14 protein-coding genes are annotated in these 13,661 nt (G+C 72.8%); 6 read left to right on the forward strand and 8 right to left on the reverse strand.

What is annotated here, in order from left to right; genetic code table 11:
- The first annotated feature begins 78 nt into the window (after positions 1-78).
- Both AB0924_RS21225 and serB read left to right on the forward strand, forming a co-directional pair.
- A complete protein-coding gene (locus AB0924_RS21225; protein WP_366912159.1) occupies positions 79-1,875 on the forward strand; it encodes a streptophobe family protein in 1,797 nt (598 codons plus the stop codon).
- Positions 1,876-2,039: 164 nt separating this feature from the next.
- A complete protein-coding gene (gene serB, locus AB0924_RS21230; RefSeq protein WP_366912160.1) occupies positions 2,040-3,248 on the forward strand; it encodes a phosphoserine phosphatase SerB in 1,209 nt (402 codons plus the stop codon).
- 94 nt (positions 3,249-3,342) lie between these two features.
- On the opposite strand, the gene AB0924_RS21235 is transcribed toward serB, so the two are convergent.
- The 4 genes from AB0924_RS21235 to AB0924_RS21250 all read right to left on the reverse strand — a co-directional run bounded on the left by AB0924_RS21235 (position 3,343) and on the right by AB0924_RS21250 (position 5,876).
- On the reverse strand, positions 3,343-3,861 hold the full coding sequence (locus AB0924_RS21235) for a histidine phosphatase family protein (RefSeq protein WP_358931921.1): 519 nt from the start codon (positions 3,859-3,861) through the stop codon (positions 3,343-3,345).
- Between the two features lie 76 nt (positions 3,862-3,937).
- Positions 3,938-4,144, reverse strand: coding sequence for a hypothetical protein (locus tag AB0924_RS21240; protein ID WP_366912161.1), 207 nt, complete (start codon positions 4,142-4,144; stop codon positions 3,938-3,940).
- A gap of 167 nt (positions 4,145-4,311) precedes the next feature.
- Positions 4,312-4,431 carry an SGM_5486 family transporter-associated protein gene (locus AB0924_RS21245; RefSeq protein WP_351673159.1) on the reverse strand — a complete coding sequence of 40 codons (120 nt, stop codon included), beginning with the start codon at positions 4,429-4,431 and terminating at the stop codon, positions 4,312-4,314.
- A gap of 128 nt (positions 4,432-4,559) precedes the next feature.
- The gene (locus AB0924_RS21250) at positions 4,560-5,876 is read right to left on the reverse strand and encodes a CynX/NimT family MFS transporter (RefSeq protein ID WP_366912162.1); all 1,317 of its coding nucleotides are present in this window, start codon (positions 5,874-5,876) and stop codon (positions 4,560-4,562) included.
- 70 nt (positions 5,877-5,946) lie between these two features.
- Between AB0924_RS21250 and AB0924_RS21255 the strand changes: the two genes are divergently transcribed.
- Complete coding sequence (locus tag AB0924_RS21255) at positions 5,947-6,639, forward strand: FCD domain-containing protein (protein WP_358931914.1); 693 nt, start codon at positions 5,947-5,949, stop codon at positions 6,637-6,639.
- Here the strand turns inward: AB0924_RS21255 and AB0924_RS21260 are convergent.
- From AB0924_RS21260 to fabG, 3 genes are all read right to left on the reverse strand, one after another.
- A complete protein-coding gene (locus AB0924_RS21260) occupies positions 6,617-6,967 on the reverse strand; it encodes a hypothetical protein (protein WP_358931912.1) in 351 nt (116 codons plus the stop codon). The genes AB0924_RS21255 and AB0924_RS21260 overlap by 23 nt on opposite strands.
- A gap of 200 nt (positions 6,968-7,167) precedes the next feature.
- Complete coding sequence (gene fabI, locus AB0924_RS21265) at positions 7,168-7,935, reverse strand: enoyl-ACP reductase FabI (RefSeq protein WP_358931910.1); 768 nt, start codon at positions 7,933-7,935, stop codon at positions 7,168-7,170.
- A 5-nt stretch (positions 7,936-7,940) separates the two neighbouring features.
- Entirely contained in the window at positions 7,941-8,645 is a 705-nt protein-coding gene (gene fabG, locus AB0924_RS21270; protein WP_358931908.1) for a 3-oxoacyl-[acyl-carrier-protein] reductase, read from the reverse strand.
- A 247-nt stretch (positions 8,646-8,892) separates the two neighbouring features.
- Here fabG and AB0924_RS21275 point away from each other — a divergent pair, with 247 nt between their 5' ends.
- Genes AB0924_RS21275 through tyrS form a run of 3 tightly spaced genes read left to right on the forward strand, consistent with a single transcriptional unit; the run spans position 8,893 to position 13,132 of the window.
- Entirely contained in the window at positions 8,893-10,416 is a 1,524-nt protein-coding gene (locus tag AB0924_RS21275; protein WP_366912163.1) for a TldD/PmbA family protein, read from the forward strand.
- Positions 10,413-11,807, forward strand: coding sequence for a TldD/PmbA family protein (locus AB0924_RS21280; protein WP_366912164.1), 1,395 nt, complete (start codon positions 10,413-10,415; stop codon positions 11,805-11,807). The genes AB0924_RS21275 and AB0924_RS21280 overlap by 4 nt, the downstream gene beginning before the upstream one ends.
- Before the next feature lie 56 nt (positions 11,808-11,863).
- A complete protein-coding gene (gene tyrS / locus AB0924_RS21285) occupies positions 11,864-13,132 on the forward strand; it encodes a tyrosine--tRNA ligase (RefSeq protein ID WP_366912165.1) in 1,269 nt (422 codons plus the stop codon).
- A gap of 56 nt (positions 13,133-13,188) precedes the next feature.
- Here tyrS and AB0924_RS21290 read toward each other — a convergent pair whose 3' ends face one another.
- Positions 13,189-13,473, reverse strand: coding sequence for a GlsB/YeaQ/YmgE family stress response membrane protein (locus AB0924_RS21290; RefSeq protein WP_199210032.1), 285 nt, complete (start codon positions 13,471-13,473; stop codon positions 13,189-13,191).
- Between the last annotated feature and the right edge of the window lie 188 nt (positions 13,474-13,661).

Here is a 13,661-nt window from a genome sequence, read left to right on the forward strand (position 1 = left end):
CCCGGCCGGAGAGTGGTAATCCCCCGCGAGGGGGACAAGCGCGGCAGCGGTGCCGCGCAGCGGATCGGGGGGTCTGCCATGAGTGCTGCCACGGGTGCCGGGACCGCGCGGCCGGGCAAGCCGCTGCCGTGGGTGGACATCCTGCTGTCCGCGGTCGCCGCCGTGAGCTGGGCGTTGGCGGGGATGACGGCCACGGCCGCGCTGGGGCTGCACCTGCTCCGGGCGGACGCGGCGGGCTCACTGGGCCCGCTGACGGCGGCCGTTGTGGCTCTCGGGGCGGGTGGTTCGGTCTCCCCGTCGGCAGACGTGTCCGCCTTCGGGCTCAAGGGCGCCGAGGTGCACACCGCCGTCGAGATCACGCCACTCGGTGTGAGCCTGACCGGCGCCCTGCTGCTGTCGGGGTTCTTCCTGCGGTCCCTGCGCACGGCGGGAGTTGTGATCGCGCCGTCCGAACTCCTCGCGCGCGCAGGCACGGTGGTCGCCCTCTTCGTGGCGATGCTGGGCGGGCTCGCCCGGATCGGGCACGGCGTCGTCCCCGTCGACGGCGGCTCGCTCGGCCTCGGCGAACTGCCCGGCGGGGGCGGCAAGGGCGGCACCGGGATCCCCGGCCTCGGGGACCTCGGCGACATCGGTGGGCTGCTCCCGGACCGGATCGGTGACCTGATCCACGCCGAGGCGGCCGTCGGCTTCACCGTGGACACCGCGCCCACCCTGCTCGGCGGGCTCGGCTGGTCCGCCGGCGTCCTGCTGATCGCGCTGCTGGCCTCCCGCCGCGCTCCCCTGCCGCCCGGCTGGGACGCCGTGCACCGGGTGGTGCGGCCGGCCGTCTCGGCGCTGGTCACCGTGCTGCTGCTGGCCGTGGCCGCCGGGCTCGCCGCGGCGGCGTACGCGGCGACCGGCGACGACCACCCCGGCCGGATCGCCGGCGCGGCCCTGCTCGGCGCGCCGAACGGGGTGTGGCTCGGCATCCCGCTCGGCCTCTTCGTCCCCTGGGACGGCCGGGCCACCGGCGCCCTGGGCGGCGTGCTCCCCCACCCGCTGGACCGGCTGCTGAGCGCGTCGCAGGACCAGTCCGTCACCGTGGGCCGGCTGGCCGGGCTGGACGGCCGGGTGTGGCTGCTCGCGGTGGCGGCCGCCGTGGCGATGCTGCTGGCGGGGGTGCTGACCGCGGTGCGCACGCCGGTGCCGGGCGGGACGGGCACGGCGGGCTTCGCGGGGCGCTGCGCCCTGCGGCTCGGGACCGTGACCGCGCTCGCCTGGCCGCTCCTCGCCTGGCTGACGGACGTCTCGGTGGACGCCTCGCTGTCCGTGCTGGGCTTCGACGCGTTCGGCGCGGGCATCGAACTGCACGGCCGGACGGGCATGGCGCTGCTCCTGGGTGCCGTATGGGGTGCGGGGGCCGGCGCGGTGGGGGCGCTGCTCGCCCGGGCGCTGGGGGCGGCGGGCACCCGGGTGGCGGGGCCTGCGCGGGAGGGGGCGGTCACGGCGGGCGGCGCGGGGCCGGGGCACGGCGCGCGAGTGGGGTACGGCGACGGCTACGGGCAGGACTTCGCGTCCGGCGACCGCGCCGGGCAGCCCTCGCCCGGCGGTGGGGCCGGGCCCTACGCGCCGGGCAGGCCGTACCGGCCGCCGAACCCCGGCACGAACCCCTATCTCCGGGTGCCGGAGGAGGCGCGCGCGGAGCCCGAGGACGCGCGGCCGCCGTCACCCGGGGACGACATGTACGGCGCCCCGACCATCTCCCGCCGGCTGGACCCGCCCCCGCCCCGGGGCCGTCCGGGGGCCCGCCCGCCGCATCGGCCGCCGGACGGCCCTGACGACGGCACGCCACCGCCGCCTCCCCCGCCGCCCCCGCGTCCGAGGACCGGGAGGTGACGGGCGGACGCGGGTGGAGGACCGGGAGGTGACCGGCGGACGCGGGTGCCGGGGCGACCGCGGCGGGCCAGGTGCGGGACATCCGGTGGACACCTGTTGTTCCGTGTCCGTCAGGCGGACCGCACGGGCGGAAGGCACTGGGTGCCGGATACGGTGGTGACACCATGAGCGCTTCGCAGACCTCCGAGGTCCCCACTCTCCTCGTCAAGATCTTCGGCAAGGACAGGCCGGGCATCACGGCCGGCCTCTTCGACACCCTTGCCGCCTTCCACGTCGACGTGGTCGACATCGAGCAGGTCGTCACCCGGGGCCGCCTGGTGCTGTGCGCGCTGGTCACCCAGCCGCCGGCCGGGCTCGAGGGCGATCTGCGGTCCACCGTGCACAGCTGGGCCGAGTCGATGAAGATGCAGGCGGAGATCATCTCCGGGCGTGGCGACAACCGGCCGCGCGGGCTAGGGCGCTCCCTGGTGACGGTGCTCGGCCATCCGCTCACGGCCGAGTCGACGGCGGCCATAGCCGCCCGCATCGCGAAGACCGGCGGCAACATCGACCGTATCTTCCGGCTCGCCAAGTACCCCGTGACCGCGGTGGAGTTCGCCGTCTCCGGGGTGGAGACCGAACCGCTGCGCACGGCCCTGGCCTCGGACGCGGCGGCTCTGGGTGTCGATGTCGCCGTGGTCTCGGCGGGCCTGCACCGGCGGGCCCAGCGGCTGGTGGTCATGGACGTGGACTCCACCCTCATCCAGGACGAGGTCATCGAGCTGTTCGCCGCGCACGCGGGCTGCGAGGACAAGGTCGCCGAGGTGACGGCGGCGGCGATGCGCGGGGAGCTGGACTTCGAGCAGTCGCTGCACGCGCGCGTGGCGCTGCTGGCGGGGCTGGACGCCTCGGTGGTGGAGAAGGTGCGCAACGAGGTAAGGCTGACGCCGGGCGCCCGCACGCTCATCCGCACCCTGAAGCGGCTCGGCTACCAGGTCGGTGTGGTCTCCGGCGGCTTCACGCAGGTCACGGACGATCTGAAGGAGCGGCTGGGGCTGGACTTCGCCCAGGCCAACACGCTGGAGATCGTCGACGGCAAGCTGACCGGGCGGGTCACCGGGGAGATCGTGGACCGTGCGGGCAAGGCGCGGCTGCTGCGCCGGTTCGCCGCCGAGGCCGGGGTGCCGCTGGCGCAGACGGTGGCGATCGGCGACGGCGCAAACGACCTGGACATGCTGAACGCGGCCGGGCTGGGCGTCGCCTTCAACGCCAAGCCGATGGTCCGCGAGGCCGCGCACACGGCGGTGAACTTCCCCTTCCTCGACACCGTGCTCTATCTGCTGGGCGTCACCCGCGAAGAGGTCGAGGCGGCCGACACGCACGACGAGGGCTGAGCCGCCGGTCCGGACGGTTCGCGCTCCGGACGGCTCCGGACGTGAGGAGGGCCCGGCACCGTCGCGGTGCCGGGCCCTTCCGCCGAGTGCGGCGTCACTCGGAGGGCGCCCAGTAGTCCACCAGCGTGGCCGTGCCAGGCTCCAGGCTCTTCCAGCCGCCGTCGAAGGTCAGCACCACGAAGGCGGCGGCCGGGAAGCCGCGGCGTTCCATCCGCTTGCGGGCGTCGCCCCCGGACTCGCCGGCCAGGACCTCGGCCAGCCCGTGCACGCCCGGGTTGTGGCCGATGAGGATCACGTTCTGCGCGTCGTCCGGGACCTCGTTGAGCACGGCGATCAGCTCGCCGGGAGAGGCCTCGTAGACCCGCTCCTCGTAGACGGTTTTCGGCCGGTGCGCGAGTTCGTGGACGGCGAGCTTCCAGGTCTCGCGGGTCCGGACGGCGGTGGAGCACAGGGCAAGGTCGAAGGTGTAACCGGTGTCGGCCAGCTTGCGCCCGGCCACCGCTGCGTCCGTACGGCCCCGCTCGGCGAGGGGGCGCTCATGGTCGGGCACCTGGGGCCAGTCGGCTTTCGCATGCCGGAAGATGACGATCCTGCGGGGTTCTGCGACGCTCATGGGTCCCAGCTTCGCATGAAACAGGCCACCCGGCGCAGGGAGTTGACATGGGGAATCACCGCGGATGAAGGCTCCGTCAGCGGGCGAGGAGCCGCTGCGCGCGTTCGAGGAGCTGCGTGATCGCCGGGCCGGTGCCCGCCGCGTGGGCGTCGGACGGGTTCAGTATCAGCGCCAGCAGTACGGCGAAGGCGAGGGCGGGCAGGGCGAGGGCCCACCAGGGCAGCCGGATGTCGACGCCGCCCGTGGTCGCCGGGTGGGGCCGGGTGTGCGTACGGACCGGCATGGTCGCCTCCGTGAGGTCCTCGAGTGGTTCTGGCCGCCTGCCGCGGTCATGTCTCGAAGCTACGGAGTGCGGGGCCGCCGGCCCATCCGGTGACCCACCCACTTGACCCTGACCCTGTCCCCCTAGGGGATGGTGGGGACAGCCCCACCCTCAGGGCGCGGGCCGGGTCAGGGCGAGGCGATCGTCGCGATGATGCCGATGATCACGAAGATGGCGAGGAACGAGCCGAAGACGAGCAGCAGCTTCTTCTGGCCGTTCTTGGGGTTCGGGTCGAGCACGGGCTCCATGCGCCCAGTCTCGCACCCTTCGTCCGGAACGGACCGGCCGGGGTGCCGGCCGGTCCCGCCGGCGGGCGGTGGCGGCGGGCGGTGGCGGCGGATCCCGTCGGCAGGCGGTGGCGGCAGGGGCCGCGCGCTCAGGCCCGGCCCGCCTCGTCCTCCACCGTGCGGTCGCGGCCCGCGAGGAAGCCCACCGCCATCTGGGGCAGCATCAGGCCCGCCATCAGGGCGATCGGCAGGCCCCAGCCGCCGCTGTGCTGGTAGAGCACGCCGACCAGCAGCGGGCCGGGGATGGAGATCAGGTAGCCGGTGCTCTGCGCGAACGCGGAGAGCTGGGCCACGCCCGCACCGGTCCTCGCACGCATGCCGACCATGGTCAGCGCGAGCGGGAAGGCGCAGTTGGCGATGCCGAGCAGCACGGCCCAGGCCCAGGCGCCGCCGGCCGGCGCCAGGTACAGGCCGGCGTATCCGACGAGGCCGCACACGCCCAGGGCCAGCACGATCGGCCCCTGGTGGGGCAGCCGGGTGGCGAGCCGCGGGATCACGAAGGCCAGGGGGACGCCCATCACCATGGTGACGGCGAGGAGGAGTCCCGCCGTGCCGGCCGGGACACCGGCGTCCCGGAAGATCTGCGCCATCCAGCCCATCGTGATGTAGGCGGCGGTGGCCTGGAGCCCGAAGAAGACCGCGAGCGCCCAGGCGGTGCGGCTGCGGGTGATGCGCAGCGGGGCCGCCCGCCCGTCCGGCGCGGTGCGCACCGGCTCCGGCGCGGGGGCCGCGCCCCGGTTCCGCACCAGCGGCAGCCAGGGCAGTACGGCGGCGGCCGCGAGCCCCGCCCACACGGCGAGCCCGGACTGCCAGCCGCCGCCCAGCGCACCGGTCAGCGGCACGGTCACCGCCGCGGCGGTGGAGGTGCCGAGGGCGAGGGCCATCGAGTACAGGCCGGTCATGGAGCCGACGCGGTCGGGGAACCAGCGCTTGACGATCACCGGCATCAGCACGTTGCTGACGGCGATGCCCATCAGGGCGAGCGCGCTGGCGGCGAGGAAGCCGGCCGTGCCGCCGGCGTACGGGCGTATCAGCAGGCCCGCGGTGATGGCGGCCATGCCGGCGCACACCACGGCGGCCGGTCCGAAGCGGCGGGCCAGGCGGGGCGCGGTGACGCCGAAGACGGCGAAGCAGAGCGGGGGCACGGAGGTGAGCAGTCCGGCCACGCTGCCGCTCATGCCGAGGCCGTCGCGGACCTCCTCCAGCAGCGCGCCGAGGCTGGTGATGGCGGGGCGGAGGTTGAGCGCGGTCAGCACGATGCCGACGACGACCAGCCGGGTCGCCCACGCGTGCGCGGGTGGCGTCGGACGGGTGCCCGGCGCTGTGCTCACGCCGCGATCGGTCGAAGGCATCTCCGTACGGGTGTCCGCGATCCGCGTTTCCTCACTGGCCATGCCGCACATCATAGAATCATGGGATGATTGGTTGTCCATTCCCCCGGCGGCCCCGGCCGGGAATCCCGTGCGAAGGTGTGCCATGCCTCTGAGCCACCCGCGCCGTTCGGCGCTCTCCGAGCAGGTCATCGCCGAGCTGCGCGCGCAGATCGCCTCCGGCGAGTGGCCGGTGGGATCGCGCATCCCGACCGAGCCGGAACTGGTGGAGCAGCTCGGCGTCGCCCGCAACACCGTCCGCGAGGCCGTGCGCGCGCTCGCGCACAACGGTCTGCTGGACATCCGGCAGGGCTCGGGCACCTACGTCGCGGCGACGAGCGAGCTGGCCGGCGTGATGCACCGCCGCTTCGCGGGGGCCGATCCGCGGCACATCGCGGAGCTGCGCTCGACGCTGGAGTCGGCGGCGGCGCGGCTGGCCGCCGAGCGGCGTACCGAGAAGGACCTCAAGCAGCTCGACGCGCTGCTGGTGCGGCGCGAGGAGGCCTGGGAGGCCGGCGAGGCCGAGGCCTTCGTGAGCGCCGACGCGACCTTCCACCTGGCCGTGGTGGCGGCCTCCCACAACGACGTCATGACGGCGATGTACGCCGACCTGGGCGAGGTGCTGCGCGACTGGCTGCGCGCCGACGTCGGCGCGGGCCTGACGCCGGAGACGCACATGGACCACGCCCGCCTGGTGGACGCGATCCGCGCAGGTGACGCGCAGGCGGCGGCCGAGGAGGCCGCGAGCTATCCGTTCCTGTGCCGTCCGGACAGGTTCAGCGCGCCTTCTGGTGGCTGATCCACACCGAGCGGACCTCCTTCCAGCAGCGGCCGGTCAGCCGTACCGTCATGGCCGCGTCGGTGTTCACCGGGGCGCTGTCGGTGTCGATGTCCCACCAGCGGGCGCACTCGATGTGCAGGCGCACGCGGTCGGTGTCGACGTAGGGGTTGTGGCAGTGGGCGACCACGTGCGAGCCGGTGACGGCCGTACGGCACGCGGCGCCGAACAGCTTCGGCGCGGGCGGCTTGCCGTCGCTCACGCGCGCGTGGCACAGCGCGGCGTACGGCAGGCAGAACACGAGGGCGGCGGCCACGGTCACCGGGGCCAGGCTGCGGGACAGGCGCACAAGGGGACCTCCTCGGCCGGGCTGCGGAGGGATGCGCGAGGTGAACGCTGCCTCCAGGGTGCGCCGCCGGCTCCCCGCCCCGCCCGGCCGGGTACGCCGAACGAGTGACGCCCCGCTCCCCGCGCGCTGCGGGGAACGGGGCGTCGACGTCGTACGGGCTCACCCGCGCCGTACGCGGGTCACCGTGTGCCGTGCGTGGCTCAGGCGCCGATGGCGTGCAGGCCGCCGTCCACGTGGATGATCTCGCCGGTGGTCTTCGGGAACCAGTCGCTCAGCAGGGCGACGATGCCGCGGCCGGCCGGCTCGGGGTCCTTCAGGTCCCACTCCAGCGGGGAGCGGGTGTCCCACACGGCGGCCAGGTCGCTGAAGCCCGGGATGGACTTGGCGGCCATGGAGCCGAGCGGTCCCGCCGAGATCAGGTTGCAGCGGATGTTCTGCTTGCCCAGGTCGCGCGCCATGTAGCGGCTGGTCGCCTCGAGGGCGGCCTTGGCCGGGCCCATCCAGTCGTACTGCGGCCAGGCGAACTGCGCGTCGAAGGTGAGGCCGACGACCGAGCCGCCGTTCTGCATCAGCGGCAGGCAGGCCATGGTCAGCGACTTCAGGGAGAACGCCGAGACGTGCATGGCGGTGGAGACCGACTCGAACGGCGTGTTGAGGAAGTTGCCGCCGAGCGCGTCCTGCGGCGCGAAGCCGATGGAGTGCACGACGCCGTCCAGGCCGCCCAGCTCCTCGCCGACGACGTCGGCCAGACGCCCGAGGTGCTCGTCGTTGGTGACGTCCAGCTCGATGACCTTGGTCGGCCTGGGGAGCTTCTTGGCGATGCGCTCGGTCAGCGTGGGCCGCGGGAACGCGGTCAGGATGACCTCGGCGCCCTGCTCCTGGGCCAGCTTCGCGGCGTGGAAGGCGATGGAGGCCTCCGTCAGCACACCCGTGATCAGGATGCGCTTGCCCTCGAGAATTCCGCTCATGGTGATCAGTGACCCATTCCCAGTCCGCCGTCAACGGGGATGACGGCTCCAGTGATGTACGAGGCGTCGTCCGAGGCGAGGAACCGCACCGTCGCGGCGATCTCCTCCGGCTGCGCGTACCGGCCGAGCGGCACCTGGGACACGATGTCCTTGCGCTGCTCGTCGGTGAGCACCTTGGTCATGTCGGTGTCGACGAAGCCGGGCGCGACGACGTTGAAGGTGAGGTTGCGCGAGCCCAGCTCACGGGCGAGGGAGCGCGCGAAGCCGACGAGAGCGGCCTTGGAGGCGGCGTAGTTCGCCTGCCCCGCCGAGCCGAGCAGGCCGACCACCGAGGAGATCAGGACGACACGGCCCTTGCGGGCCCGCAGCATGCCGCGGTTGGCGCGCTTGACCACGCGGAAGGTGCCGGTGAGGTTGGTGTCGATGACCGAGGTGAAGTCCTCCTCTGACATGCGCATCAGGAGCTGGTCCTTGGTGACGCCGGCGTTGGCGACAAGAACCTCGACCGGACCGTGCTGCTCCTCGATCTCCTTGTAGGCCTGCTCCACCTGCTCGGGGTCGGTGATGTCGCACTTGACGGCGAGGAAGCCGGCCGGCGGCTCACCCGAGCGGTACGTGATCGCGACCTTGTCGCCGGCGTCGGCGAAAGCGCGGGCGATGGCGAGGCCGATGCCCCGGTTGCCTCCGGTGACGAGAACCGAGCGGCTCAACGGATCACCCTTTCGATAGCGGTCTGATGCGGTACGGCACCCGCCCGAACACCTCGATGACAGGCGGCTTCACCGGAAACCTATCGGTAGCGCCCCTTCCGTGGGCAAGCGGGCACCGACAGTGGCTGAAGTGCGTCACTGTCGGGTCCCTACAGAAACCACGGGTGCGCACGGCGAAACCTGTGGTCCGCCGGGTCGCTGTCACGACATGATCGGACCGACAGGCCACGACAGCAGGGAGACCTCCGTGCCTCATTCCATCGACGAAGCCTTCACGGCGCTGCCGCTGAGGGCCCTGGCCGACGCCGCGCTGGCACGCGCGCGTGCGCTGGGGGCCGAGCATGCGGACTTCCGGTTCGAGCGGGTGCGCAGCGCGTCCTGGCGGCTGCGGGACGCCAGGCCCGCGGGATCGTCGGACACCACCGACCTCGGCTACGCGGTCCGGGTCGTGCACGGCGGTACGTGGGGCTTCGCGTCCGGCGTGGACCTGACCATGGACGCGGCCGCGAAGGTCGCCTCCCAGGCGGTGGCGATGGCGAAGCTCTCCGCGCAGGTGATCAGGTCGGCCGGGTCGGACGAGCGGGTGGAGCTGGCGGACGAGCCGGTGCACGCGGACCGGACGTGGGTCTCGTCGTACGAGATCGACCCGTTCTCGGTGCCCGACGAGGAGAAGGCCGGGCTGCTGGCGGAGTGGAGCGCGCGGCTGCTGGCGGCGAACGGCGTGAACCACGTGGACGCCTCGCTGCTCACCGTGCACGAGAACAAGTTCTACGCGGACACGGCCGGCACCGTGACGACCCAGCAGCGGGTGCGGCTGCATCCGCAGCTGACCGCGGTGTCGGTGGACGAGTCGAGCGGTGAGTTCGACTCCATGCGGACCATCGCGCCGCCGGTGGGCCGGGGCTGGGAGTACCTGACGGGCACCGGCTGGGACTGGGACACCGAGCTGGAGCGGATGCCGGAGCTGCTGGCGGAGAAGATGCGGGCGCCCAGCGTGGAGGCGGGCGTGTACGACCTGGTCGTCGACCCGTCCAACCTGTGGCTGACCATCCACGAGTCCATCGGGCACGCCACCGAGCTGGACCGCGCCCTCGGCTACGAGGCCGCCTACGCCGGCACCTCCTTCGCCACCTTCGACCAGCTCGGCAAGCTCAGGTACGGCTCCGAGCTGATGAACGTCACCGGAGACCGCACCGCCGAGCACGGCCTCGCGACCGTCGGGTACGACGACGAGGGCGTCGAGGCGCAGTCCTGGGACCTGGTGAAGGACGGCACGCTGGTGGGCTACCAGCTCGACCGGCGGATCGCGCGGCTGACCGGGTCCGAGCGGTCCAACGGGTGCGCGTTCGCCGACTCGCCGGGGCACGTGCCGGTGCAGCGCATGGCCAACGTGTCGCTGCGGCCGGATCCCGCCGGGATGTCCACCGAGGACCTGATCGGGGGCGTCGACCGGGGCATCTACGTGGTCGGTGACCGGTCCTGGTCGATCGACATGCAGCGCTACAACTTCCAGTTCACCGGGCAGCGCTTCTTCCGGATCGAGAACGGCCGGATCACCGGGCAGCTGAAGGACGTCGCCTACCAGGCGACGACCACCGACTTCTGGGGGTCGATGGCCGCCGTGGGCGGCCCGCAGACCTATGTCCTGGGCGGCGCCTTCAACTGCGGCAAGGCCCAGCCGGGCCAGGTGGCCGCCGTGTCCCACGGGTGCCCCTCCGCCCTGTTCCGGGGCGTCAACATTCTGAACACCACCCAGGAGGCCGGTCGATGAGCGCCCGTACCAACAAGCCGCACGAGGTCGTCGAGCAGGCGCTCGCGCTGTCCCGGGCCGACGGCTGTGTGGTCATCGCCGACGAGCAGTCGTCCGCGAACCTGCGCTGGGCGGGGAACGCGCTCACCACGAACGGTGTGACGCGGGGCCGTACGCTCACGGTGATCGCGACCGTGGACGGCAAGGAGGGCACCGCGTCCGGTGTCGTGTCCCGGTCGGCGGTGACGGCCGCGGAGCTGGAGCCGCTGGTGCGGGCCGCCGAGGCCGCCGCGCGCGGTGCCGGGCCCGCCGAGGACGCGCAGCCGCTCGTCGGCGATGTGCCCGCGTCCCCCGACTTCACCGACACGCCCGCCGAGACCTCGTCCGCGGTGTTCGCGGACTTCGCCCCGGCGCTCGGCGAGTCCTTCGCACGCGCGCGTGCCGGCGGCCGGGAGCTGTACGGCTTCGCCAACCACGAGCTGGTGTCGACCTACCTGGGCACCTCCACCGGGCTGCGGCTGCGGCACGACCAGCCCACCGGCACGCTGGAGATGAACGCCAAGTCGCCGGACCGTACCCGCTCGGCGTGGGCGGGCCGGTCGACACGTGACTTCAAGGACGTCGATCCGGGCGCGCTCGACGCCGAGCTGGCCGTACGCCTCGGCTGGGCCGAGCGGCGCGTGGAGCTGCCCGCGGGCCGCTACGAGACGCTGCTGCCGCCGACCGCGGTCGCGGACCTGCTGATCTACCAGCTCTGGTCGGCCTCGGGCCGGGACGCGGCGGAGGGCCGGACGGTGTTCTCCAAGCCGGGCGGCGGCACCCGGGTCGGCGAGAAGCTGAGCGGGCTGCCGCTGACGCTGCGCAGCGACCCGCACGAGCCGGGCCTGGAGTGCGCGCCGTTCGTGGTCGCCCACTCCTCCGGCGGTGACCAGTCGGTGTTCGACAACGGGCTGCCGGTGCGGGCCACCGACTGGGTCCGCGAGGGTGTCCTGCGGAACCTGACCACGACCCGGCACAGCGCGGGTCTGACCGGGCTGCCGGTCGCCCCGGCGCTCGGCAACCTGATCCTCGACGGCGGGCAGGACCGCTCCCTGGAGGAGATGGTCGCGGACACCGAGCGCGGGCTGCTGCTGACCTGCCTGTGGTACATCCGCGAGGTGGACCCGGCGACGCTGCTGCTCACCGGTCTGACCCGGGACGGCGTCTACCTCGTGGAGAACGGCGAGGTCACCGGAGAGGTGAACAACTTCCGGTTCAACGAGTCGCCGGTGGACCTGCTGGGCAGGGCCACGGAGGCCGGGCGCACCGAGAAGACGCTGCCCCGCGAGTGGAGCGACTGGTTCACCCGGGCCGCGATGCCCGCGCTGCGGATCCCCGATTTCAATATGAGCTCTGTCAGTCAGGGCGTATAACCTCGTAGTCGGCTGTCACCCGACTGCCCGAAGATCTTCAAGGAGACACGAGAACCGTGACGGACATCGTCGACGAGCTGAAGTGGCGTGGGCTGTTCGCCCTGTCCACCGACGAGGACGCCTTGCGCAAGGCGCTCGCGGACGGTCCCGTCACGTTCTATTGCGGCTTCGACCCGACGGCGCCGTCGCTGCACGTGGGGCATCTGGTGCAGGTGCTCACCGTGCGCCGGCTCCAGCAGGCCGGGCACCGGCCGCTGGCGCTGGTCGGCGGTGCGACGGGCCTGATCGGCGACCCGCGCCCGACCGCCGAGCGCACGCTGAACGACCCGGAGACCGTGGCCGGCTGGGTGGGCCGGCTGCGCGGCCAGATCGAGCCGTTCCTGTCCTTCGAGGGCGAGAACGCGGCGGTCATGGTGAACAACCTCGACTGGACGGAGGGCCTCTCCGCGATCGAGTTCCTGCGAGACATCGGCAAGCACTTCCGGGTCAACAAGATGCTGACGAAGGACTCCGTGGCCCGCCGCCTGGAGTCCGACCAGGGCATCAGCTACACCGAGTTCAGCTACCAGATCCTGCAGGGCATGGACTTCCTGCAGCTGTACCGGCGGTACGGCTGCAGGCTCCAGCAGGGCGGCAGCGACCAGTGGGGCAACCTCACGGCCGGCCTAGACCTGATCCACCGGCTGGAGCCGGACGCGGACGTGCACGCCCTGGCCACCCCGCTGATGACCAAGGCGGACGGCACCAAGTTCGGCAAGACCGAGGGCGGCGCCGTCTGGCTCGACCCGGAGATGACGACGCCATACGCGTTCTACCAGTTCTGGCTGAACGTGGACGACCGTGACATCTCGCGGTACATGCGGATCCTGTCCTTCAGGTCCCGGGAGGAGCTGGAGGAGCTGGAGCGGCAGACCGAGGAGCGCCCGCAGGCCCGTGCGGCGCAGCGCGCGCTCGCCGAGGAGCTGACGACGCTGGTGCACGGCGCCGGCCAGACGGCCGTCGTGATCGCCGCGTCCAAGGCCCTCTTCGGCCAGGGCGAGCTGGCGGAGCTGGACGACAGGACGCTGGCGGCGGCGCTGTCCGAGGTGCCGCACATCCAGGTCACCGAGCTGGGTCCGGTGGTCGACCTGTTCGCCGAGGTCGGGCTGGTGGCCAGCAAGTCGGCCGCCCGCCGGACGGTCAAGGAGGGCGGTGCCTACGTGAACAACGCGAAGGTCACCGCGGAGGACGCGGTTCCCGCCCGGGAGGATCTGCTGCACGGGCGCTGGCTGGTGCTGCGCCGGGGCAAGAAGAACCTGGCCGCGGTCGAGGTCAAGCCCGCGTGAGACATGCCGAAGGGCGGCTCCTCGGTCCGGGGGGCCGCCCTTCGGTGTGTCCGCCGTCAGACGCGCTGCTGCTGTTTCCGCTTGCCGATCGTCGCCATGTAGGCGGCGTCGATCAGGGCGACGATGATGATCGCGGCGATGAGCTGGAAGGCGTGCCGGCTCCAGTCGATGCCCTTGGTCTCCGCGACGCCGAGGGCACTCGCGATCGCGTTGCCCGCGATCGCGCCGAGGATGCCGCCGATGGTGGTCAGCCACAGGGGGCTGTGCTGCTTGCCCGGGATGACCGCCTTGGCGATGAGGCCCAGCACGAACCCCACGATGATCGCCCACAACCAGCCCATGGCTGCCTCCTCGTACCGATCGGCGTGAGCACTACGGCAAGTCTCCGTGTGTGGGCCGTTCGGCGCATGTCGGGTACGCCCGTGCGTGGCCCGGCCGGCGGCGTCCGCGCGGGCGGGCGGCGACCCGGTCTCGTGGGCGGTGGTGGCGCGGCGTAACGTGGAGATGTTCCGCACCGGCTCGTACCTGT

Origin of the sequence: Streptomyces sp. NPDC047869 (assembly GCF_040704065.1) — a bacterium.
GTDB lineage: Bacteria > Actinomycetota > Actinomycetes > Streptomycetales > Streptomycetaceae > Streptomyces.

Coding starts and splice junctions, on each gene's coding strand:
- AB0924_RS21250 (WP_366912162.1), bottom strand. CDS start 5,876: ATGATGTGCGGCATGGCCAGTGAGGAAACGCGGATCGCGGACACCCGT.
- AB0924_RS21255 (WP_358931914.1), top strand. CDS start 5,947: ATGCCTCTGAGCCACCCGCGCCGTTCGGCGCTCTCCGAGCAGGTCATC.
- fabI (WP_358931910.1), bottom strand. CDS start 7,935: ATGAGCGGAATTCTCGAGGGCAAGCGCATCCTGATCACGGGTGTGCTG.
- AB0924_RS21290 (WP_199210032.1), bottom strand. CDS start 13,473: ATGGGCTGGTTGTGGGCGATCATCGTGGGGTTCGTGCTGGGCCTCATC.
- AB0924_RS21245 (WP_351673159.1), bottom strand. CDS start 4,431: ATGGAGCCCGTGCTCGACCCGAACCCCAAGAACGGCCAGAAGAAGCTG.
- AB0924_RS21280 (WP_366912164.1), top strand. CDS start 10,413: ATGAGCGCCCGTACCAACAAGCCGCACGAGGTCGTCGAGCAGGCGCTC.
- serB (WP_366912160.1), top strand. CDS start 2,040: ATGAGCGCTTCGCAGACCTCCGAGGTCCCCACTCTCCTCGTCAAGATC.
- AB0924_RS21240 (WP_366912161.1), bottom strand. CDS start 4,144: ATGCCGGTCCGTACGCACACCCGGCCCCACCCGGCGACCACGGGCGGC.
- AB0924_RS21235 (WP_358931921.1), bottom strand. CDS start 3,861: ATGAGCGTCGCAGAACCCCGCAGGATCGTCATCTTCCGGCATGCGAAA.
- AB0924_RS21225 (WP_366912159.1), top strand. CDS start 79: ATGAGTGCTGCCACGGGTGCCGGGACCGCGCGGCCGGGCAAGCCGCTG.